Here is a 21119-nt window from a genome sequence, read left to right as displayed (position 1 = left end):
GAGCCGGTTCAAATATAAGTTGACAATTTAGGGAAAGATTTATCACCAAGTGACAAATATGCCACGCTGATTGTGGCTCAAAAGCTGCTCAGACTTCGGCTGAAATCACGAAATACGGAATGTTGCCCGGATAGGGCGGAGCCGGGAAATAGTGTTGCCACGATTTTGGCTTTCCGAATCCCGCCTGTGCCAGAAGTGATTCTGCATCGTCCTGCGTCAGTCCGGCATGGAATGGCAGGCGCTTGGCCAATTCGTTGGAATATGCCGAGCGGTTTGCCGGATCTTTCGACCAGAGCGCATCGGCAATTACAACTTTTCCGCGTGCTTTGAGCAATTTCGCAGCCATCTGCAAAGCTATGAGCGGGTTTTCCATCGTCCAGAGGACGTTCCTCAAAGTGACGATGTCGAACGCCGCTGGGGGTCCTTGAAAATCTTCGATAGAAGAGATGACGAAATCGATGGCGAGGTTACGCTCTTCCGCGGACTGGCGTGCGCAATCCAGCATCGAAGCCGCCCCATCGACGGCAGTCACCTTATGGCCAAGCCCGGCTGCCAGAAGCGCACATGCGCCCGTGCCGGACCCCAGATCGACGACGCGCTTGGGGCCGTCCACCTCAAATGCCGCTTCCAGCACATTTCGCCATTCCATCTCGTGACGAATGTGTGACGCTGCCCCGTCGAACAAGGGTGCACGGTTGTTCCAGTAGTCGGTGACGCCTTGCCGGACGCTCGGTTCATCGTGCATTGTGCACCTCGTGCGCGTCGTGAACATGCACCCAGGGCCGTCCGTCCGGGTCGTAATGCAGACGCGTCTGCACGCCGTAGACGCGCTCGAGAAGCTGGCTGGAAAGCACATCGCGCGGAATGCCGTCCACCTCCGCCTTTCCATCATGGATCATGATGAGCCGGTCGGCGAAGCTCGACGCGAGATTGAGATCATGGAGCACGATGATCGTAATCACGCCGCGCTGCCGCGTGACGTCGCGCACATGCTTCATGAGCAGCATCTGGTGGCGGAGGTCGAGCGCGCTTACCGGTTCGTCCAGCAGGAGCACGTCAGGCTCACGCATCAATGCCTGCGCGAAATAGACGAGCTGGCGCTGTCCGCCGCTCAACGTCGCGATTTCACGTTGCGAAAGATCGGCGATGCCCAGGCTATCGAGCGCCGTCGCCGCGCGACGCAAGGCGTCGTCGGAAAGCCGCAGCGAAAGGTGCTCTGTCGAGCCTAGGAGCACGACTTCCAGCGCGGTCAGGCCTCCATGATAGCCGGTATCCTGCGGCATGAAGCCGATGCGTTTTTGCCATTTGCGGCGGTTGGTAAAGCTGAAGCTTTGATCGCCAAGCGTGAGTTCACCGCGATTTGCGGTGTGCTCGCCGAAAAGCGTGCGCAGGAAAGTCGATTTTCCGGCTCCATTCGGGCCGACTATCCCGGTGACTTCGCCGCGCAGGAAATCGATGTTCAGGTCGCTGACGACTGGAATTTTTCCATGAGCGAGATCGAGGTTTCTTACCGATAGCATGTCATCGCCTCGACCGTCGAAGTATCAGGTGAAGGAAGAATGGTACGCCGATGATCGCCGTGACGATGCCGACCGGCAAGAGCACGCCGGGCATGATGATTTTCGACAGGACGGAAGCCGCGGACAGCATCACCGCACCAACGCAACCCGACGCAACGAGCAGATAGCGCTGATCTTCGCCGACCAGCATCCGCGCAATATGCGGTGCGACAAGGCCGATGAAACCTATCGTGCCGACGAAGCTGATGGCGGTTGCCGTCATCAGCGAGACCAGCGCAATCGTGACCAGCCGCAGATTGGAAACAGACACGCCGACCGAACGCGCACGCGCCTCGCCCAATCGAAGGGCGGTAAGTTTCCATGCATTGAGGATCAGGAACGGCAAGGCGAATGCGACGGCAATCGCCGTGATGGTCAGGTTCGTCCAGTTGGCTTTGGCAAGCGTGCCGAACATCCAGAAGACGATCTGCTGGCCGACTTCGGGCGTCGCATTGAACTGCAAAAGCGATTGCAGTGAGTGAAACAGGAACATCAGGGCGATGCCGGCGAGGATCATCGTATCGCCCATCATGCCGCGCATATTGCCGACGGAGTAGATCAGGGCGGATGCCATGCAGGCAAAGACGAAGGCGCTGGCGGGTACCGCGAATAACGGATTGAGCCCCCAGCCGCCGTTCAGAATGGCGAGCGATGCGCCAAAACCCGCCGCAGATGCGAGCCCAAGCGTGTAGGGGCTCGCAAGCGGGTTATCGAGAAGAGTCTGCATGGTCGCGCCGCTGGAGCCAAGGGCCATGCCGACGATGATCGCCATCAGGGCCATTGGCAGGCGCAACGTCCAGACGATTATCTCTGTCGTTGCATCTGCCCCGGCACGGTTGAGGAGCGCCGACAACACTTCGGAGACCGGCAGCAAGGCAGGTCCGGTCGCGATATCGAAGACGAGCGAAATACCGGCAAGAAGCAGCAGTCCCGCGATGAGGACTGCCTTCTTCCGTTCCGCTGCTCGATACCGCGAAAGCGCGGCGTTGACGGCCTCGCTCATGGCGGTGCTATTTCAGGCCGATCATGAAGGTGCCTTCCGGCTTGATCGGCAGATAGCGTTCGTAAAAGGCAAGATAGTTCGCCTGCGGATCGATATCTTCGAACAGGTCGGGATAGAGCGCCTTCGCGAAATACTGGACGGAGGTATAATCCATGATGGTGCGCGATGCGCCCTGATAGATGCCGTGGACGCGGCCGTTTTCGACGGCAGGCAGGGCCGACCAGCCCGGACGTTCGGTGAAACCTTTCAGCCTGGTTAGCGCCTCGTCGTTCGAAACGCCCTCGCCCATCAACTGACCGGTCGCGTGCTGGCGCCATTCGGAGCCTGCCATGACGATTACTTCGGGCCTTGCAGCCAGCACCTGTTCGGGCGCGACCGGCCCCCAGCTACGCACGATCTCGCGCGTGATATTCTTGCCGCCAGCGACTTCGGCAATCTTGCCCCACATATAATCGCCATAGCTCGGCCCCTGTTCCGGCGGACCTTTGCTGCCGAGTTCGATATAGACCGATGGTTTTTCCTTGCCGGCTTTCTCGATTCGCTCGCGCACGTCTGAAACGGCGCTCTCATATTCCTGCGCGATCTTTTCGGCCTGTTCCTCGGCACCGATCACCTTGCCGATCAAACGTGTGCTGGCGACGTGACGTTCCTCGGTCTGCGCATGGTAATCCACCACGACGACCGGGATACCCGCATCGACGATGCGCTGGAAATCAGCACCAATGCCCTGCACCTGCCACTCTGCAAGAATGGCGACGTCTGGCTTCAGCGAAATGAGTTTTTCGACCGAGAATGTGCTTACTTCGACTTCACCGACATCCGGAATATCGTCCAGCGATGGGCGAACCTTGAGATAGGCCTGCCAGTTTGCCGGACGCCAGTCGCTCCAGGCGGCCTTCGATATGCCGACTAGCTTGTCCATGGCTTCATCGCCGCCGAGCGCCCAGTAATCTTCGAAGTAAAGACCGAGAACGACGCGTTTGGCTGGCACTTCCATTTCGAAAGTGCGCCCGGTGACGTCTGTCAGCTCAACGGATTCGGCATGTGCTGCTTGCGCGAGAAATGCGGCGAACGCGGCGGCAAGTGTGATTTTGAGGGTAGAACGGTAAAAAAGCGGCATCGCAAGACCTGTTTTGTGGCTTCCGTCACCGCGAATTGGACGCATTCCATGCGCATGCATGAAATGTTCGCTCCAAAAGGACACCCCGCCCTATGGCTTCGCGCGTGACCACGGCTGACGGCAGGTTTCCTGGCTTGCGGGTCTCGGTTTCTCGTCGCCTTCCCAGAGGTGTTACTCCAGTGGCCTGTTGACGAAAACTCGCCGCTTACAGTTGCGGGGACAGCCACGGATTTGGCCTGTGAAGGCTTTCACCGTGTTCCCTTTTTCATCCGCGTTGGACGCGGAACCGTCGGCAAGGTGACTAGCAGCGAAAGCCGTTCACGGTCAAACGGTAAAACCGCTCTTCAGGGGCGAACCTTGTCGGGATGTGCATCGGCGAAGGCCGGGAGTTCGCTGCACGCGGCCTCGATTTCAAGAATGCGGGTGAAGGACGCGATATCCACCTCCCATCGTATTGCATTGTAAAGCTGCGGGATGAGACAGATGTCGGCCATGGTCGGCTCATCGCCATGGCAAAAGCGGCCGGTGTCAGCGGAGGCAAGCATCACTTCGAATGCGGCCAGCCCTTCGCCGATGAATCTCTGCATCCATTCGCGCCGCACGGCGTCACCGCCATCCGTGAGCGCCATGACTTTTGCGACGACTGCAAGATTGCAAACCGGGTGAATGTCCATTGCGATCGCATGGGAAAGCGCGCGAATCCGTTGCCTGTCGACCGCATTTCCTGTCAGGAATGCCGCGTTCTTTCGCGTTTCCTGCAGATATTCGATGATTGCCAGAGATTGCGAAAAAAGATGCCCATCGATTTCGATGGTCGGAACCAGGCCCTGCGGATTGCGCGCGATGTGTTCAGCCTGCCTGTGCTGCGCGCCGAGGAGATCAACTGATTTGCTGGAATAGGATTCGCCGAGCAGATTGAGCGCGATACGGACGCGGTAGCTCGCCGAAGAGCGCCAATATTCGTGCAATACGATCTCGTTCATCATCGATTCCTCCACAAAAAGCTCTTTCATCACAATCTGGCGGCTGTGGCCAAGCACATTGCCTGAAAACCCGCATATTTCGCGCGATTCTTCACCGGATTCATCCCGCGACGAATTTACATTTGAGCGTAGCGGGTTAATTGTGTAGGAGAATTGGCAGCGCTGCCATTAAATTATCATACCTTTGCGGCACAGCCGTCCGGAGTCGTCATGTCGAAAGAACACAAACAAGGAAATTTGCGGTCCCGTGCGTGGTTCGACAATCCTTCCAACCCGGACATGACGGCGCTCTATCTGGAGCGCTACCTGAATTACGGCCTGACGCTGGACGAGCTACAGTCGGGCAAACCGATCATCGGAATTGCGCAGACGGGGTCCGATCTTTCGCCCTGCAACCGGCACCATCTCGAACTCGCCAAGCGCGTGCGCGACGGCATTCGCGAGGCGGGCGGCATCGCGATCGAATTTCCGGTGCACCCGATTCAGGAGACGGGAAAGCGCCCGACGGCGGGGCTGGACCGCAACCTCGCTTATCTAGGACTTGTCGAAATTCTCTATGGCTATCCGCTCGACGCTGTGGTGCTGACCATCGGTTGCGACAAGACCACGCCCGCTTGCCTGATGGCTGCGGCGACTGTGAACATTCCGGCTATCGCCTTGTCTGTCGGCCCGATGCTGAACGGCTGGTTCAAGGGCGAACGCACCGGCTCCGGCACCATCGTCTGGAAGGCCCGTGAAATGATGGCTGCGGGCGAAATCGACTATGCGGGCTTCATCAAGCTCGTAGCCTCGTCGGCACCCTCGACCGGCTATTGCAACACGATGGGAACGGCAACGACGATGAACTCGCTTGCCGAAGCGCTCGGCATGCAATTGCCCGGTTCGGCAGCGATCCCCGCGCCTTACCGCGACCGGCAGGAAGTGGCTTATCTGACCGGCAAGCGCATCGTCGACATGGCCTATGAGGATCTCAAGCCGACCGACATTCTGACGCGCGATGCGTTCATAAATGCAATCCGCGTCAACTCGGCTATCGGCGGCTCTACCAATGCGCCGATCCATCTGAACGGTCTTGCGCGCCATGTCGGCGTCGAGCTTTCCATCGACGATTGGCAGACCTATGGCGAAGAAATTCCGCTGCTCGTCAATCTGCAGCCAGCCGGTGAATATCTCGGTGAGGATTATTATCACGCAGGCGGTGTGCCGGCGGTCGTCAACCAGTTGATGCTGCAGGGGCTGATTGCGGAAGACGCGCTGACGGTGAACGGCCGATCCCTCGGTGACAATTGCCGTGGCGCGGAAATCATGGACGAGAACGTCATCCGTCCGTTCGACAAGCCGCTGAAAACGCATGCCGGTTTCCGGGTCTTGCGCGGCAATCTGTTCGACAGCGCGATCATGAAGCTTTCGGTGATCTCTCCGGAATTCCGCGAACGCTATCTTGCGAACCCGGACGATCCGATGGCGTTCGAAGGCAATGCGATCGTGTTCGACGGGCCTGAAGATTATCATGCACGCATCGACGATCCGTCCGTCGGTATCGATGAGAAGTCCGTACTGTTCATGCGCGGGGCTGGCCCTATCGGCTATCCGGGTGCGGCCGAAGTCGTCAACATGCGCGCTCCGGATTATCTTTTGAAGCGTGGCGTGCACTCGCTTCCTTGCATAGGTGACGGTCGTCAATCCGGCACTTCGGGTTCTCCATCCATTCTCAACGCTTCCCCGGAAGCAGCCGTTGGCGGCGGGTTGGCGCTGTTGCGGACAGGCGACCGTGTACGCATCGATCTGGAGCGCGGAACGGCGGACATTCTGACAACGCCGGAGGACATGGCCGAGCGTCGTGAGGCGCTGGCGAAGGCTGGAGGCTTCGCCTATCCTGCTCACCAGACACCGTGGCAGGAGATACAGCGCGGCATCGTTTCGCAGCTTGAAACCGGCGCAGTTCTGGAGCCTGCCATCGCATATCAGCGCCTTGCGCAGGGTGGGATCGACGGGAAGAGCGCTGTTATTCCACGCGACAATCACTAACACGGGCAGTTTGGGCTGGAGACAAAACGCCGGTCGGATCTCGACCGGCAGCAAGGGAGGATATTGATGCGAGTTCTGATAATCGGCGCTGCCGGAATGGTTGGGCACAGGCTGGCCGAGAAGCTTGTTGAGACGGGCGAACTTGGCGGCAAGAAGATTGGTGCGATGCATCTTTTCGACGTCGTCGAGCCACGACTGAGTGGTGCGACGATTTCTTCGGAGTCAGGCGATATTTCCGATGAGGCGACGATCAAGAAATTGATCGAAGCGCGCCCTGACGTCATCTTCCATCTCGCAGCGATCGTATCCGGCGAAGCGGAAGTCGAATTCGAAAAAGGCTATCGCATCAATCTCGATGGCACGCGCTATCTGCTCGAAGCCATCCGCAATCAGGGAGACGGCTACCGCCCTCGCCTCGTCTTCACCTCGTCCATCGCCGTATTCGGCTCGCCGTTCGAAGAAGCGATCAGCGACACGTTCCTGCAAGCGCCGCTAACCAGCTACGGCACTCAAAAAGCGATCTGCGAATTGCTGCTGGCCGACTACTCGCGCAAAGGTTTTGTCGACGGCGTGGGCATTCGCCTGCCGACGATCGTCGTGAGACCGGGCAAGCCCAACAAGGCGGCTTCCAGCTTCTTCTCAGGCATTATACGCGAACCGCTGAACGGACAGGATGCCGTGTTGCCGGTCAGTGACGATGTGCGCCATTGGGTGGCCAGCCCATCGGCGGCAGTTGGCTTTCTGATCCACGCGGCAACGCTGGATTCTGAAGCGCTCGGTACCCGTCGAACGCTGACCATGCCCGGCCTGTCGATCACCGTAAAAGAAATGATCGAAGCCTTGCGCGAGGTCGCAGGCGAAGAGGTTGCCGGGCGCATCCGTCATGTTCCCGACGAGGCAATCGAAAAGATCGTTGCCGGATGGCCGCGCGATTTCACGCCCGAACGGGCGTTGGAGGCAGGCTTTACGGCAGACAGCGATTTCAGCGCCATCATCCGCGCGCATATCGCCGATCTCGAGGCGGCCCGATGAGCGGCCTATCACGTGTAGGTTTCATCGGTGCCGGGCTGATGGGGCACGGCATGGCCAAAAACATAATCGAGGCTGGCTATCCGCTGACCGTGCTGCCGCACCGTAACCCCAAGCCGATCGACGATTTGAAGTCGCGCGGCGCGGCGGTTGCGGAAAATATTGCGTCGCTCACTGCAAACTCCGATGTGATCTTTCTGTGCCTGCCCGGCAGTCCGCAGGTCGAGGCGGCGGTCGGCGAAATCATCAATGCAAGCGCTTCGGGAAAGACGATCGTCGATTGCTCGACGAGCAACCCCGTCTCGACAGCGAGCCTTGCCAAAGCATGCAAGGAGGTTGGTATCGCCTTTGTCGATGCGCCCCTTTCACGCACGCCTAAGGAGGCATGGGAGGGCACGCTCGACGCAATGGTTGGCGCATCGCAGGAAGATTTCGAGCGCCTTCATCCGCTGTTCGAAACCTGGGCCGGAAAGATCGTGCGTGTCGGTGAAGTCGGCGCGGGGCACACGATGAAGCTGCTCAACAATTTCGTTTCGCTCGGCTATGCCGCGCTTTATTCGGAAGCCTTAGCAATCGGTGCGAAAAGCGGCGTGACGGCAGAGGTTTTTCACAGTGTCGTCGGTGGCGGGCGCATGGATTGCGGTTTCTACCAGACCTTCATGAAATATGTGGTCGAGCGCGACAGTGACGCACATAAATTCACGCTGCGCAACGCGCATAAGGACATGCGCTACGTCGTTTCACTGGCCAATGAAAATGGCATCGCGTCGAATATTTCCTCGAGCGTCAAAAATGTTCTGGCGACGGCCGAGGCAACCGGCCATGGCGACGATTATCTGCCGATGCTTTCCGATGTCGTGGCCGAACTGAACGGCATCGTTCGAACCGAAAGGCCGAAGAATTGAACAGGATCGATCTTGAAGGTCGCACGGCAATCGTCACCGGCGGCGCGCGAGGCATCGGCTTTGCGACTGCAGAGCGGATCATCGCGAGCGGCGGCTCGGCCATCATCTGGGACATCGATGAAGCTGCGATCAGCGATGCAGTATCAAAACTTGGCGCTAAAGCCAGCGGGCGAAGAGTCGAGCTGACGGATGAATCTGCTGTTGCCGATGCCGCCAATCAAGTCGCGGCATCCGGCAATATCGACATTCTCGTGAACAATGCCGGAATTACGGGCGGCAATGCAAAGACTTGGGAACTCGAACCGGATGTCTGGCGCCGCACCATCGAGGTCAACCTGGTGGCGCCGTATCTCACCAGCAGGGCTGTCGTGCCGCATATGATGAAAAGCGGCTATGGCCGCATCGTCAATATTGCCTCTATCGCCGGTAAGGAAGGCAACCCCAACGCCTCGCATTATTCGGCGTCGAAGGCCGGGCTCATCGCGCTCACCAAATCTCTGGGCAAGGAGCTTGCCGGTTCGGGCGTGCTTGTAAATTGCATCACGCCCGCTGCCGCGCGTACGCCAATTTTCGACCAGATGGAGCAGTCCCATATCGACTACATGCTGTCGAAAATTCCGCTGCATCGGTTTGTCGAGCCTTCGGAAGTTGCAGCAATGATCGTCTGGCTGGCCTCCGAGGAATGCTCGTTTTCCACTGGTGCCGTGTTCGACATATCGGGCGGCCGCGCAGTCTACTAATTGTTTCAGGTCGTCGCGCCTTCGATCAGTTCGAAGGCCGTTTCGACCACGGTGGATGGTCCGCCTTCAAGCACCAGCCGCGCGCCGATTTCGCCTACTTCTGCACGCGGCGTTAGAACCGTGGTCAGCGGCTGGGGCGCAAAGCGTCCAATATCGAGGCCGTTATAGCCCATGATCGCAAGGTCTGACGGCACGGAAATGCCCGACGCGATGCAGTGAAAAACGCCACCCATTGCGAAATCGTCGTTGGAAAAATAGACCGCGTCGATCTTCTTGCGGCGCGACAGAAGCTTGGCCAAGGCATCGCGACCCGCTTCGGTTGACGAGGTGCCTGCAATCAACTCGATATCTATGAAGTCCGTCCCATTTTCAGCAAGCACGGCGCGAAAACCGTCATAGCGTTTTGAAGATCGTGAATCGGCGCTGAATGCAGGGCCTATATAGGCGATGGATCGATAACCTCTTTGCAGAAGATGTCGCGCGCTCAACGCACCTGCTCGACGCTGCGAAAAGCCGACGACCATGTCCATGCCCTCGCCATCCGTATCAAGCATTTCTGCGATGCGCACGCCGCTGCCACGCAACATTGCCCGCGTCTTTTCCGTATGCTCCAGACCGACGATCAGGAACCCGGCAGGGCGCCACGCCAGCATGGACTGGATGAGCGCTTCCTCCCGAGCGAGATCGTAATCGGTAACGCCGATGACCGATTGATAACCAGTCGGGTCGAGCGTGCGTGCAACGCCGCTCAGAAGATCGGGAAAAACGATATTGTGAAGAGATGGAATTACGATGCCGACAAGGTTCGACCCGGCGGACGCAAGCGTGCCTGCAACACGATTGGGAACGTAGCCGAGGCGTTCGACGACCTGCATGACCCGGTCTCGCGTATCGGCTGAAAAAGAACCGTGATTGCGCAAAACCCGCGACACGGTACTCATTCCGAGCCCCGCTGCCTCGCTCACTTCCTGGAGCGTTACCGCCCTGCCCGCCTTTGGCCCCCTGGGCGTTTCCGCCATGTTTTCTTCTTCCACTTCTCTGGGTTCGAACCCGTGTTGCAAACTTCTTCTAGCCTAACTTGGCAGCGCTGCCAATTCTCGTCTTGCCAGCCTCTCGTCGATGCGTTACCGATTGACGGCAGCGCTGCCATTCACATCAGGCGGCATAAAAAGCAGCCGGCGAAAAAACGAGCCGACATAGGGATGGGACATGCAATCAGACGGAAAAAGCCTTCATGAGTGATGCATCTGCGGGAGGCGGTGCAGTCAGTATCGTGACAGGTGGCGGAACTGGTGTAGGCCGCGCAATAGCGCATGCATTGGCAGAAGCCGGACACAGGGTGATTATAACCGGCAGACGCGCCGAGGTGCTCGAAAAGACGGCTGCCGAGCTTTCGAACGGCGGAAAATCGGTCAGCTCAATCGTCGCCGATATCGCAGACCCTTCTTCCGTAAAAGCGCTTTTTGCCGAAACGATAAGCCGCTTCGGCAGGCTTGATGTTCTGGTCAATAATGCAGGCATCAACGCCCCGCCAGTTCCTCTCGAAGACGTTTCCTATGAGGATTGGAATGCCGTCGTCGGGTCAAATCTGACAGGCGCGTTTTTGTGTACGCAGGAAGCTGTCCGAATATTCAAAAAGCAGAGACCGCAAGGCGGGCGCATCATCAACAATGGCTCTGTATCGGCCACCACGCCGCGTCCTAATTCGGCACCTTACGCTGCAACCAAACACGCGATAACCGGCCTGACCAAGGCGACATCGCTGGAGGGCCGCGCCTTCAATATTGCCTGCGGGCAGATCGATATCGGCAATGCGGCAAGCTTGATGACAACGACAATCGCCAAAGGCGTGCTTCAGGCGGACGGACGCATCGCGCCGGAGGCGACGATGGACCCGAAGCATGTCGGTGAAGCCGTCGTCTACATGACCGGCCTGCCGCTCAGTACCAACGTTCTGACAATGACCGTGATGGCAAACGAAATGCCCTTCGTCGGCAGGGGGTGAAAGACGCCGCCGAACGGAGGGGAGCACGGTCGGCATCGGAGGCAGAATTTCTAGGGAGGAGTAATTTATGGCGTCAGTCGAAATCGCCGACGTACGCAAGTCATTTGGATCGCATCCTGTCATCAGGGGTGTGAGCGTCGATATCGCAGACGGCGAGTTCGTCATTCTGGTCGGTCCATCCGGTTGCGGAAAATCGACACTACTTAGAATGCTGGCAGGCCTTGAGCACATAACATCCGGGGAAATCCGGATCGGCGACCGCGTCGTCAACAATCTGCCGCCCAAAGACCGCGACATCGCGATGGTGTTCCAGAATTATGCGCTCTATCCGCATATGACGGTTGCCGAGAATATGGCGTTTTCTCTGATTCTCAAGAGCGCATCGAAAGCCGAGATAGAGGAGCGTGTCAAACCGGCAGCCTCGATCCTTGGACTTTCAAACCTTCTTGATCGTTACCCCCGCCAGCTTTCCGGCGGGCAGCGGCAGCGCGTTGCCATGGGGCGCGCCATCGTTCGCGATCCGCAGGTGTTTTTGTTCGACGAACCGCTTTCCAATCTTGACGCAAAGCTGCGCGTTTCCATGCGCACCGAGATCAAAAATCTTCACCAGCGCCTGACCACCACGACGGTCTATGTCACGCACGATCAGATCGAGGCTATGACCATGGCCGACAAGATCGTCGTCATGCATGACGGCTTAGTGGAGCAGATCGGCGCGCCGCTAGAGCTTTATGACCGGCCCAACAATCTTTTCGTGGCAGGTTTTATCGGCTCACCAGCGATGAACATGCTGCATGGCAAGCTCGACCCTTCCGATCCGAACCGGTTTATCACCAGTGATGGCGTAGGCCTGCCTGTTGCACGCAGTGCTGCGGAAGCTAAGGGCAAGGAACTCGTCTACGGCATTCGGCCCGAAGGCATCGTACTTGGCGGGTCGGTTCAGATGCAGGTCATCGTGGTTGAGCCAACCGGCTCGGAAAGTCAGGTGGTTGCCAAGCTCGGAACGAGCGAAATCACCTGCGTTTTCCGTGAGCGCGTAACCGCCAAGCCCGGCGAAATGCTCAACGTATCGATCAATCCTGATTCCGCGCATCTATTCGATGCAAAGTCGGGGGCGCGGCTGGCGGCATAAAGTGTGTGAGGTGAAGAAAAGCGCGGTCACTACGGAACATGAGCCGCGTCAAGGAGAACCGTTCCGAACCAAGGAGGAAAGACTCATGGCAATCAATCGCAGACAGATTCTAGCAGGAACGACCGGTCTCGCCGTTACGGCGGCGCTGGGAGGAAATCTGGGCATCGGCAAGGCTTTTGCTCAAAACGGCATTCCGACATTCACGCCCGAGGAAGGCGCCAGCCTTCGACTTCTCAGATGGGTGCCTTTCGTAAAGGCCGAGGAAGCAGCCTGGAATGCCAATACGAAGGCCTTCACCGAGGCAACCGGCGTCGAGGTTCGGATCGATCAGGAAAGCTGGGAAGACGTTCGCCCGAAAGCCGCGGTCGCCGCGAATATCGGTTCCGGTCCTGACATGGTGATGGGCTGGTTCGACGATGCGCATCAATACCCCGACAAGCTGATCGACGTTACCGATCTTGGCACTTCCATCGGCGCGGCCAATGGCGGCTGGTATGAGGGCCTTGAAGGCTATGCGCGGCGCGGCGACCAGTTTATCGCCCTTCCCCTTTGCGCCATCGGTAACGCCATCTGCTACCGTAACAGCCATATGGAAGCGGCCGGTTTCAAGGAATTCCCGAAGGACACGGCAGGCTTTCTCGAACTGTGCAAGGCATTGCAGGCGAAAGGCACACCGGCAGGCTTCCCGCACGGCAAGGCCGTCGGCGACGGCAACAACTATGCACATTGGCTTCTGTGGAGCCATGGCGGCAAGATGGTCGATGAACAGGGCGCCGTTACCATCAACAGCCCTGAAACGCTTGCAGCAATCGAATATGCCAAGGCGCTGTATGCGACCTACATTCCGGGCACTGAAAGCTGGCTCGACATCAACAACAACCGCGCCTTCATGGCAGGTCAGGTGTCGCTGACGGCCAACGGCGTTTCGCTTTACTACGCTGCTAAAAACGACCCGGCCATGGCGGAACTTGCGGAGGATATTCGCACGGTCAATCTGCCGGTCGGGCCGGTTGGCCAATCGGTCGAGCTTCACCAGACGTCGACGATCTCGATTTTCAATCACACGAAGTTCCCTGAAGCGGCCAAGGCCTATCTCGCCTTCATGTATCAGGCCGACCAGATGAATGCGTGGATCGAGGGCGCGAGCGCCTATTGCTGCCAGCCGCTCAAGGCGTTCGAAAGCAATCCTGTGTGGACCTCCACACCGATCCACGAGCCCTATTCGCGCGCTTCCGCAAGCTTGCGCCCGAATGGCTATGCCGGTCCTCTGGGCTACGCATCTGCCGGCGTGATGGCCGACTACGTTCTGGTCGACATGTTCGCAGAAGCAGTGACCGGCCAGCGTTCGCCTGAAGAGGCGATCGCCAACGCAGAACGGCGGGCAAACCGCTACTACCGCGTTTAGACCAATCGCCGCCGCCTGCCCTCATTCGGGCAGGCGGCGTTCAATCGGCCTTGGTCAGAACCGGAAACGGAGATCGGCAAAATATGCCCAGCCCAAACACTGCCCGCACCGCATCAGTACCCCGCGCGCCAACGATGTTCGAACGCCTGTCGCAAAGCCGCAACGGGCTCGGCTTTCTATTCATGCTGCCGGCTGGCGTGTTTTTGCTATGCTTTCTGACCTATCCGCTGGGATTGGGCGTCTGGCTGGGCTTCACCGATACGTCCATCGGGCGGACAGGCGTCTTCATCGGGCTGGAAAACTATATCTGGCTCTGGAACGATTCCGTTTTCTGGATCTCGGTCTTCAACACGATGCTCTATACATTCGTGGCATCGATCCTGAAGTTTGCACTCGGCCTTTGGCTCGCGATGATCCTGAACGAGCATATGCCGTTCAAGAACCTGTTCCGGGCGATCATCCTGCTTCCATGGGTGGTGCCGACGGTTCTTTCCGCACTCGCCTTCTGGTGGATATTCGATTCCCAATTCTCCATCATCTCATGGGTGCTCATGGAATGGGGCATCATCTCGCGGCCGATCAATTTCCTCGGTGATCCGAATCTGGCGCGCGCATCCGTTATTGCTGCCAATGTCTGGCGCGGCATACCTTTCGTTGCGATCTCGCTGCTGGCAGGCCTACAGACCATTCCGCAATCGCTTCATGAGGCGGCAGCGCTCGACGGCGCGACATCCTGGCAGCGCTTTCGCAGGATCACATTGCCATTGCTTACCCCCATCATCGCGGTCGTGATGACATTTTCGGTGCTGTTCACCTTCACCGATTTCCAGCTCATCTATGTGCTGACGCGCGGTGGCCCGGTCAACGCCACCCATCTTATGGCGACGCTTTCATTCCAGCGCGCCATTCCCGGCGGACAACTCGGCGAAGGTGCGGCCATTGCAGTCGCCATGATCCCGTTCCTGTTGGCCGCCATCCTGTTCAGCTTCTTCGGTCTGCAAAGACGGAAGTGGCAACAGGGCGGAAGCGATTGAGGAAGACGATATGAGCCAGCAAACGACTACGCCCGCAATCGTGCAAGACGACATCGTCGGAATGCAGCAATTCAACACGCTGCCGCGCAGGCTGGTGGTGCTTTACCTGCCGCTTGCCGTCTTTCTGTTCGTGCTGCTTTTCCCATTCTACTGGATGGCAATAACCGCGATCAAGCCGAACGCGCAGCTTACGAATTATTCAGCCTACAGCCCGTTCTGGGTTGTGGAGCCGACGCTCCAGCACATCCGCTATCTGCTGTTCGAAACGTCCTATCCGGGCTGGCTTCTCAACACGATGATCGTGTCGGTCTGCTCGACCGTCATCTCGCTCGCGGCTTCGGTTTTTGCGGCCTATGCGATCGAACGTGTGAGGTTCACCGGCGCGCGGGTCACCGGGTTGATGATCTTCCTTGCCTATCTGGTGCCGCCGTCCATCCTGTTCATTCCGTTGGCATTCCTGGTCTTTCAAGTCGGCATCTACGATTCACGGCTGGCGCTCATCCTCACCTATCCGACTTTCCTGATACCCTTCTGCACATGGCTGCTGATGGGCTATTTCCGCTCGATCCCGTTCGAGCTTGAGGAAAGTGCGCTGGTCGATGGTGCGACGCGCTGGCAGATTCTGACCAAGGTGGTGCTGCCGCTGGCCGTTCCGGGGCTCATTTCGGCAGGTATTTTCGCGTTCACCCTGTCATGGAACGAATTCATCTACGCGCTTACGTTCATTGCATCTTCGGAGAACAAGACAGTGCCAGTCGGCGTGTTGACGGAGCTTGTGCGCGGCGACGTCTACGAATGGGGAGCGCTGATGTCTGGCGCACTGATCGGATCGCTTCCGGTCGTCATTCTCTACTCGTTCTTCGTGGACTATTACGTCTCGTCGATGACCGGCGCGGTGAAGGAGTAGGCGGCGCCGCACTGCCATTGCGTCTGAAAAAAGGCAGAAATTTCGGAACCCTTCCGCGCGTTTCGGGTTAGCCCATCACCGTCCTTGCGACGGAGGGGGCCATTTCGGCCGTGATCCCGCACGACGAAATTGACACCGGGAAGGTATTTTTATGAAGAAATTTCTCGCCGCAGTCGTGGCCTTTGCGGCTTTGGGACTTGTGTCCACCTTCAGTGCTTCTGCGCAAACTCCGCCCAATGTCTTGATCGTAGGCCAGATCGCGGAACCGCAATCTCTCGATCCTCACGCGGTGAGCGCGACAAATGACTTCCGCATTCTTGTAAATGTCTATGACGGCCTTGTCCGCTTCAAGGACGGAACGCTCGAAGTTGAGCCGTCTCTTGCAGAAAGCTGGACAGTTTCGGACGACGGCAAGACCTACACTTTCAAGCTGCGTCAGGGCGTAAAGTTCCATGATGGTTCGGACTTCAACGCCGAGGCTGTGAAGTTTAACTTCGATCGGATGCTGGATGAAAAGCATCCGTTTTACAATACAGGCCCCTTCCCGCTATCGTTCAATTTCTCGTCCGTCGACACGGTGAACGCCATCGATGAAAACACTGTCGAGTTCAAGCTTTCCGAGCCGTTTGCGCCCTTCCTTTCGAACCTCGCCTACCCGACCGGGCTGATCGTTTCGCCAGCGGCCGTCGAGCAGCACGGCAAGGAGTTCGGGCGCCATCCCTCCGGCACCGGTCCTTTCAAATTCGCCGAGTGGGTTTCCAGACAACGCGTCGTTGTTGAACGAAACGCTGATTATTGGGGCGGCGCGCCGTCGCTTGAGGCGGTCGTGTTCCGGCCAATCACCGATGCCAACACCCGCGTTGCCGAGATGATGGCGGGCGGACTCGATGTCATGGTCGAGGTGCCGCCGGATAATGTTGCTGTTTTCGGAAACGATCCGAATTTCAAGGTCGAGCAGCAGCCCGGACCTCACGTCTGGTTCACCATTCTGAATACGAAGGAAGGCGCCTTTGCCGACAAGAAAGTCCGGCAGGCGGCAAACTATGCCGTCAACAAGCAGGGGCTTGTCGATAATATTCTGCAGGGAACTGCAACGGTTGCGGCAGGCCCCATCCCGCCAGCGTTCGAATGGGCAAGCGATCCGTCTGTCGAGCCATATCCGTACGACCCGGAAAAGGCCAAGGCCTTGCTCAAGGAAGCCGGAAACGAGAACCCCGAAATCACCTTTTATGTGACCGAGGGCGGTTCGGGAATGCTCGATCCGGTGACGATGGGCACCGCCATTCAGGCCGATCTCGACAAGGTCGGGTTCAAGACGAAAATCGAGACCTATGAATGGAATGCCTATCTTGCTCGCGTCAACAAGGGCCTAGGCACGACCGATATGGCCGAAATGGCATGGATGACCAATGATCCCGACACTGTGCCTTATCTCACGCTGCGCAGCGATGCCCTGCCCGACAAGGGTGGTTTCAATTCCGGCTATTACTCGAACCCGGAAGTGGACGATCTGCTCGAAAAGGCGCGTCGTTCGACCGATCAGGCCGAGCGTGGCGAACTCTATAAAAAGGTTCAGGCAATCGTGCATGACGATGCGCCTTGGCTGTTCGTCGCCAATTGGAAGCAGAGCGTTGTTTCGACCACCTTTGTCGAAGGCCTGAAATTGCAGCCTTCATTCCTGCTTCTCCTGAAAGACGTGCAGAAGCCGTAACGCGGCAGGAGCGAGAGCATGGCAGGCTACATTCTGAAGCGTTTGCTGATAACGATTCCGATCCTTTTCGGGCTTTCGGTGATCGTATTCATGATCATGGCGGCTATTCCAGGTGATACGGCGACTGCCATTCTCGGTTCCTATGCGACGCCTGAAAATGTCGAGCGCATAAACAGCGATCTGGGTTTGGACAAGCCGCTCTATCAGCAATATCTGATCTGGATCGGCAATCTTCTGCAGGGCGATTTCGGGCGATCTTATGCGCTCAATCGCCCGGTGCTCGACGAGGTGCTGGAGCGTTTCAATGCAACGCTCATTCTGGCGGGCGTATCGCTTGTCCTGTGTTCGATCTTCGGCGTTCTTGTCGGTGTCGTTTCAGCGGTGCGCCAGTTCGGCTGGGTGGATCGCACGCTTACATTCTTCGTACTTATCGGCATCTCCCTGCCCTCATTCTGGCTTGGCCTTTTGCTGATCCTCGTTTTCGCCGCGCAGTGGCGGCTTCTGCCGGTTAGCGGCATGACAGCCGTCTATGGCGGCGGCGGCTTTCTGGACATCGCCTATCATCTGATCCTGCCGGCTCTCACCCTGTCGGTGGTTGCGACAAGCGTGATCGCGCGGCTGACGCGCGCGGCGATGCTTGAAGTTCTTCGGCAGGATTTCATCCGTACCGCGCGTGCGAAAGGCGTCAGCGAGCGGAAGGTGATTTATCGCCACGCACTGAAGGCCGCCATGGTTAGCATCGTTCCGGTCATCGGCGTTCAGGCGGGCTTCGTGCTGGGCGGTGCCGTCTATATCGAGACCGTGTTCCAGTGGCCGGGCATCGGCGCGATGCTGGTCAATGCGATTTCGACCCGCGACGTGCTTCTCGTACAAGGCGGTGTGCTCGTGGTCGCTGCCAGCTACGTGCTTTTCAATCTCGCTGCCGATGTCGTGCAGTCGACAATCGATCCGAGGTTGCGGTCATGAGCGATCTGAGCATGGTGTCCAACGAGGCGCAGGCGTCGCCGCCGCGCCTTTCGAACTGGCGGCTTTTGGCAAACAACAAGCTTGCGGCGTTCGGCCTGATCCTTCTCTCGATAATCGTAATCCTCGCAGCCGTTTCGCCATTTCTGCCATTGCCGGACCCGAATGCGACGGCACCCGCCGAGCGTCTTCGCCCGCTATTCTCAGAAGGTCATCTATTCGGAACGGACCAGCTCGGACGCGACATTCTGAGCAGGCTCTTGTGGGGCACGCGCGTATCGCTTGCCGTTGGCATTGCCGCGACGCTGATTGCTGCAATCGTTGGCTCGACCATCGGCATTGTTGCTGGCTATGCGGGCGGGCGCACTGACAGCCTGCTCATGCGCTTCATCGATCTACTCATGGCGTTTCCGTATATTCTGCTGGCGCTGGCCATCGTCGCGGTTCTCGGGCCGGGACTGATCAATGCGCTTTACGCAATTGCCATCGTCAACATCCCGTTCTTTGCCAGAAACATTCGCGGCATCAGCGCAGGCCTTGCGACACGCGAATTCGTCGACGCGGCACGTCTTTCCGGCAAAAGCCATTTCAGCATCGTGACGACGGAAATCCTGCCCAATGTCCTGCCGGTTATCGTCATCACCATGACGACGACTGCGGGCTGGATGATCCTCGAAACGGCGGGTTTGAGCTTTCTCGGTCTTGGCGCGCAGCCGCCGCAGGCTGATCTGGGCTCGATGCTGGGCGACGGGCGCAAGTTCCTTTTCAATGCGCCGCATGTTTCCATCGTGCCGGGCCTGATGATCTTTGCGCTTGTCATGAGCATCAACCTTCTCGGCGACGGCATTCGCGATATGCTCGACCCGCGCCTGCGCTCTGGCGCGCTGAACCGTCCAATGCCGGTGACGCGCATAAAACGAAACGAACAGCCCGCAAAAGCGGCAGCCAGCAATGCTGTGCTGGCCGTCGATCAGCTCGAAACTAGCTTCGCGCGCGGCAGCACGCTTGAACCGGCGGTCAAGAAAATCTCGTTCGAAGTCGGCAAAGGTGAATGCCTGGGCCTTATCGGCGAAAGCGGGTCGGGCAAGAGCGTGACCGCGCTTTCTCTCGCCGGGCTTGTCGCCTCGCCTCCCGGCGTGATTACGCACGGGTCTGTCAGGTTCGATGGCAAGGATCTTCTGACGCTCAAGGATCAGGAGTTGATGTCCTATCGCGGCGGGCGCATCGCCTATATTTTCCAGGACCCGCTGACGACACTTCATCCGCTTTACACGATCGGTGAACAGGTCGCGGAGGCGATTACTGCACATCAGCTGATCGGCAAACGCGACGCACGCGCCAAGGCAATCGAATTGCTGGATACTGTCGGCATTCCCGAACCGGCCCAGCGTGCCGATGCCTATCCACACGAGTTGTCGGGCGGTCAGCGCCAGCGCGTCGGCATTGCCATGGCGCTTGCGAACGATCCTGACCTGATCATCGCGGACGAGCCCACTACGGCACTCGATGTGACAGTTCAGGCGAAAATCCTCGATCTTCTGCAAACGCTACGTCGCGAACGCAGTGTTTCGCTGCTGTTCATCACACATGATTTCGGTGTCGTTGCGCAAATGTGCGACCGTGTCGCCGTCATGAAAGACGGGCGGATCGTCGAAACCGGCGAGACGGCGGAAGTGCTGCGCAATCCTCAACACGATTACACGAAACGGTTGATGGCCTGTGTTCCGCAGCTTGGCCAAGGCAAATCGTTCCTTGAGACGATGCGCAAGATGCAGACGGAGAACGCATAATGAGCGCTATTCGGGTCGAAAATCTCACCAAGACGTTCGGTGGCGCAAGCAGCTTTTTCGGGCGCGGAAAGCATGAGGTAAAAGCCGTCCGCGACATGTCGCTGGAGGTTCGTCAGGGCGAGACGCTTGCTGTTGTCGGTGAGAGCGGGTCGGGCAAAAGTACGCTTGCGCGTATGCTTGTCGGACTGGAAAAGCCGACATCCGGCAATATTGAAATCGAAGGAAGGAAGCGCGACGAGCTTGCCAGCGAACGTGCCGCCGCCTTTGGCAAAGTCATCCAGTATGTCTTTCAGGACCCGATTGCTTCGCTGAACCCGCGCAAAACCATCGGCGCTATTCTGGATACTCCCCTCTCCAAGCTTTGCGGCTACGATTCAGCCAAGCGTAAAACGCGCAAGCGTGAATTGATGGATGCCGTGGAGATGCCTTCCGATGCTTTGGAACGGTATCCGCATGAATTCTCTGGCGGGCAGGCGCAACGCATCGCGATTGCGAGAGCCTTGGCCGCAGAAGCCCGGATCATCGTGCTGGATGAGCCAGTGAGCGCGCTCGATGTTTCCGTGCAGGCGCGTGTGCTCGTCTTGCTCGACGATCTGAAAAAGCGGCTGAATCTCTCATATCTGTTCATCAGCCACGACCTTGCAGTGGTCGAGGCGATCTCCGACCGGGTTGCCGTTCTCTACAAGGGCGAGTTGGTCGAATTGGCGGATACGGAAAAGCTCTTTGCCGAACCGCAGCATGATTACACGCGGCAATTGCTTGCCAGCGCGCCGTCTCTGGATATTTCGGCAGCAGCGTAAAAGCT

At 58.2% G+C, this 21119-nt stretch carries 19 protein-coding genes and 1 riboswitch; of the genes, 13 read left to right on the top strand and 6 right to left on the bottom strand.

Translation table 11 applies throughout. The features are described from left to right. Nucleotides 1-88: 88 nt before the first annotated feature. The 5 genes from ABFT80_RS09760 to maiA all read right to left on the bottom strand — a co-directional run bounded on the left by ABFT80_RS09760 (nt 89) and on the right by maiA (nt 4668). A complete protein-coding gene (locus ABFT80_RS09760; protein ID WP_347971704.1) occupies nt 89-745 on the bottom strand; it encodes a class I SAM-dependent methyltransferase in 657 nt (218 codons plus the stop codon). Then, nucleotides 735-1520 carry an ABC transporter ATP-binding protein gene (locus tag ABFT80_RS09755; protein ID WP_347971703.1) on the bottom strand — a complete coding sequence of 262 codons (786 nt, stop codon included), beginning with the start codon at nt 1518-1520 and terminating at the stop codon, nt 735-737. The genes ABFT80_RS09760 and ABFT80_RS09755 overlap by 11 nt, the downstream gene beginning before the upstream one ends. Before the next feature lies 1 nt (nt 1521). Then, complete coding sequence (locus ABFT80_RS09750; protein WP_347971702.1) at nt 1522-2562, bottom strand: FecCD family ABC transporter permease; 1041 nt, start codon at nt 2560-2562, stop codon at nt 1522-1524. A gap of 7 nt (nt 2563-2569) precedes the next feature. Next, nucleotides 2570-3682 carry an ABC transporter substrate-binding protein gene (locus ABFT80_RS09745; RefSeq protein ID WP_347971701.1) on the bottom strand — a complete coding sequence of 371 codons (1113 nt, stop codon included), beginning with the start codon at nt 3680-3682 and terminating at the stop codon, nt 2570-2572. Between the two features lie 102 nt (nt 3683-3784). Next, nucleotides 3785-3988: riboswitch (cobalamin riboswitch) on the bottom strand. 38 nt (nt 3989-4026) lie between these two features. After that, nucleotides 4027-4668: a maleylacetoacetate isomerase gene (maiA, locus tag ABFT80_RS09740; protein ID WP_347971700.1), complete on the bottom strand. Its 642-nt coding sequence runs from the start codon at nt 4666-4668 to the stop codon at nt 4027-4029. A 207-nt stretch (nt 4669-4875) separates the two neighbouring features. Here maiA and ABFT80_RS09735 point away from each other — a divergent pair, with 207 nt between their 5' ends. From ABFT80_RS09735 to ABFT80_RS09720, 4 genes are all read left to right on the top strand, one after another. After that, entirely contained in the window at nt 4876-6693 is a 1818-nt protein-coding gene (locus ABFT80_RS09735) for an IlvD/Edd family dehydratase (protein ID WP_347971699.1), read from the top strand. A gap of 66 nt (nt 6694-6759) precedes the next feature. Continuing rightward, the gene (denD, locus tag ABFT80_RS09730) at nt 6760-7725 is read left to right on the top strand and encodes a D-erythronate dehydrogenase (RefSeq protein WP_347971698.1); all 966 of its coding nucleotides are present in this window, start codon (nt 6760-6762) and stop codon (nt 7723-7725) included. Beyond that, the gene (locus ABFT80_RS09725) at nt 7722-8627 is read left to right on the top strand and encodes an NAD(P)-dependent oxidoreductase (protein ID WP_347971697.1); all 906 of its coding nucleotides are present in this window, start codon (nt 7722-7724) and stop codon (nt 8625-8627) included. The genes denD and ABFT80_RS09725 overlap by 4 nt, the downstream gene beginning before the upstream one ends. After that, complete coding sequence (locus tag ABFT80_RS09720; RefSeq protein WP_347971696.1) at nt 8624-9367, top strand: SDR family oxidoreductase; 744 nt, start codon at nt 8624-8626, stop codon at nt 9365-9367. Before ABFT80_RS09725 ends, ABFT80_RS09720 begins: the two co-directional genes overlap by 4 nt. A 5-nt stretch (nt 9368-9372) precedes the next feature. On the opposite strand, the gene ABFT80_RS09715 is transcribed toward ABFT80_RS09720, so the two are convergent. Beyond that, the gene (locus ABFT80_RS09715; protein ID WP_347971695.1) at nt 9373-10386 is read right to left on the bottom strand and encodes a LacI family DNA-binding transcriptional regulator; all 1014 of its coding nucleotides are present in this window, start codon (nt 10384-10386) and stop codon (nt 9373-9375) included. A gap of 215 nt (nt 10387-10601) precedes the next feature. On the opposite strand from ABFT80_RS09715, the gene ABFT80_RS09710 reads away from it, so the two are divergent. The 9 genes from ABFT80_RS09710 to ABFT80_RS09670 all read left to right on the top strand — a co-directional run bounded on the left by ABFT80_RS09710 (nt 10602) and on the right by ABFT80_RS09670 (nt 21114). Then, nucleotides 10602-11372, top strand: coding sequence for an SDR family oxidoreductase (locus ABFT80_RS09710; RefSeq protein WP_347971694.1), 771 nt, complete (start codon nt 10602-10604; stop codon nt 11370-11372). Between the two features lie 67 nt (nt 11373-11439). Then, nucleotides 11440-12504 (top strand): ABC transporter ATP-binding protein, encoded by a 1065-nt coding sequence (locus tag ABFT80_RS09705; RefSeq protein ID WP_347971693.1) that lies wholly within the window; start codon nt 11440-11442, stop codon nt 12502-12504. Between the two features lie 85 nt (nt 12505-12589). Continuing rightward, nucleotides 12590-13909, top strand: coding sequence for an ABC transporter substrate-binding protein (locus ABFT80_RS09700; protein ID WP_347971692.1), 1320 nt, complete (start codon nt 12590-12592; stop codon nt 13907-13909). Nucleotides 13910-14043: 134 nt separating this feature from the next. Further along, nucleotides 14044-14943, top strand: a complete 900-nt coding sequence (locus ABFT80_RS09695; RefSeq protein WP_347971832.1) for a carbohydrate ABC transporter permease — start codon at nt 14044-14046, stop codon at nt 14941-14943. A gap of 10 nt (nt 14944-14953) precedes the next feature. After that, a complete protein-coding gene (locus tag ABFT80_RS09690) occupies nt 14954-15850 on the top strand; it encodes a carbohydrate ABC transporter permease (protein WP_455189910.1) in 897 nt (298 codons plus the stop codon). 151 nt (nt 15851-16001) lie between these two features. Continuing rightward, the gene (locus ABFT80_RS09685; protein WP_347971691.1) at nt 16002-17561 is read left to right on the top strand and encodes an ABC transporter substrate-binding protein; all 1560 of its coding nucleotides are present in this window, start codon (nt 16002-16004) and stop codon (nt 17559-17561) included. An 18-nt stretch (nt 17562-17579) separates the two neighbouring features. Beyond that, nucleotides 17580-18527 carry an ABC transporter permease gene (locus ABFT80_RS09680; protein ID WP_347971690.1) on the top strand — a complete coding sequence of 316 codons (948 nt, stop codon included), beginning with the start codon at nt 17580-17582 and terminating at the stop codon, nt 18525-18527. Further along, nucleotides 18524-20314 (top strand): dipeptide/oligopeptide/nickel ABC transporter permease/ATP-binding protein, encoded by a 1791-nt coding sequence (locus ABFT80_RS09675; protein ID WP_347971689.1) that lies wholly within the window; start codon nt 18524-18526, stop codon nt 20312-20314. The genes ABFT80_RS09680 and ABFT80_RS09675 overlap by 4 nt, the downstream gene beginning before the upstream one ends. Continuing rightward, on the top strand, nt 20314-21114 hold the full coding sequence (locus ABFT80_RS09670) for an ATP-binding cassette domain-containing protein (RefSeq protein WP_347971688.1): 801 nt from the start codon (nt 20314-20316) through the stop codon (nt 21112-21114). The genes ABFT80_RS09675 and ABFT80_RS09670 overlap by 1 nt, the downstream gene beginning before the upstream one ends. The last annotated feature ends 5 nt before the right edge of the window (nt 21115-21119 follow it).

This window comes from Foliimonas ilicis (assembly GCF_039939195.1).
GTDB lineage: Bacteria > Pseudomonadota > Alphaproteobacteria > Rhizobiales > Rhizobiaceae > Foliimonas > Foliimonas ilicis.
Note: the sequence above shows the minus strand (reverse complement) of the source record. Positions and strands in the feature narration are given on the sequence as shown.

Coding starts and splice junctions, on each gene's coding strand:
- ABFT80_RS09745 (WP_347971701.1), bottom strand. CDS start 3,682: ATGCCGCTTTTTTACCGTTCTACCCTCAAAATCACACTTGCCGCCGCG.
- denD (WP_347971698.1), top strand. CDS start 6,760: ATGCGAGTTCTGATAATCGGCGCTGCCGGAATGGTTGGGCACAGGCTG.
- ABFT80_RS09700 (WP_347971692.1), top strand. CDS start 12,590: ATGGCAATCAATCGCAGACAGATTCTAGCAGGAACGACCGGTCTCGCC.
- ABFT80_RS09685 (WP_347971691.1), top strand. CDS start 16,002: ATGAAGAAATTTCTCGCCGCAGTCGTGGCCTTTGCGGCTTTGGGACTT.
- ABFT80_RS09710 (WP_347971694.1), top strand. CDS start 10,602: ATGAGTGATGCATCTGCGGGAGGCGGTGCAGTCAGTATCGTGACAGGT.
- ABFT80_RS09715 (WP_347971695.1), bottom strand. CDS start 10,386: ATGGCGGAAACGCCCAGGGGGCCAAAGGCGGGCAGGGCGGTAACGCTC.
- ABFT80_RS09670 (WP_347971688.1), top strand. CDS start 20,314: ATGAGCGCTATTCGGGTCGAAAATCTCACCAAGACGTTCGGTGGCGCA.
- ABFT80_RS09755 (WP_347971703.1), bottom strand. CDS start 1,520: ATGCTATCGGTAAGAAACCTCGATCTCGCTCATGGAAAAATTCCAGTC.
- ABFT80_RS09750 (WP_347971702.1), bottom strand. CDS start 2,562: ATGAGCGAGGCCGTCAACGCCGCGCTTTCGCGGTATCGAGCAGCGGAA.
- ABFT80_RS09690 (WP_455189910.1), top strand. CDS start 14,954: ATGAGCCAGCAAACGACTACGCCCGCAATCGTGCAAGACGACATCGTC.
- maiA (WP_347971700.1), bottom strand. CDS start 4,668: ATGATGAACGAGATCGTATTGCACGAATATTGGCGCTCTTCGGCGAGC.
- ABFT80_RS09675 (WP_347971689.1), top strand. CDS start 18,524: ATGAGCGATCTGAGCATGGTGTCCAACGAGGCGCAGGCGTCGCCGCCG.
- ABFT80_RS09695 (WP_347971832.1), top strand. CDS start 14,044: ATGTTCGAACGCCTGTCGCAAAGCCGCAACGGGCTCGGCTTTCTATTC.
- ABFT80_RS09760 (WP_347971704.1), bottom strand. CDS start 745: ATGCACGATGAACCGAGCGTCCGGCAAGGCGTCACCGACTACTGGAAC.
- ABFT80_RS09705 (WP_347971693.1), top strand. CDS start 11,440: ATGGCGTCAGTCGAAATCGCCGACGTACGCAAGTCATTTGGATCGCAT.
- ABFT80_RS09680 (WP_347971690.1), top strand. CDS start 17,580: ATGGCAGGCTACATTCTGAAGCGTTTGCTGATAACGATTCCGATCCTT.
- ABFT80_RS09725 (WP_347971697.1), top strand. CDS start 7,722: ATGAGCGGCCTATCACGTGTAGGTTTCATCGGTGCCGGGCTGATGGGG.
- ABFT80_RS09735 (WP_347971699.1), top strand. CDS start 4,876: ATGTCGAAAGAACACAAACAAGGAAATTTGCGGTCCCGTGCGTGGTTC.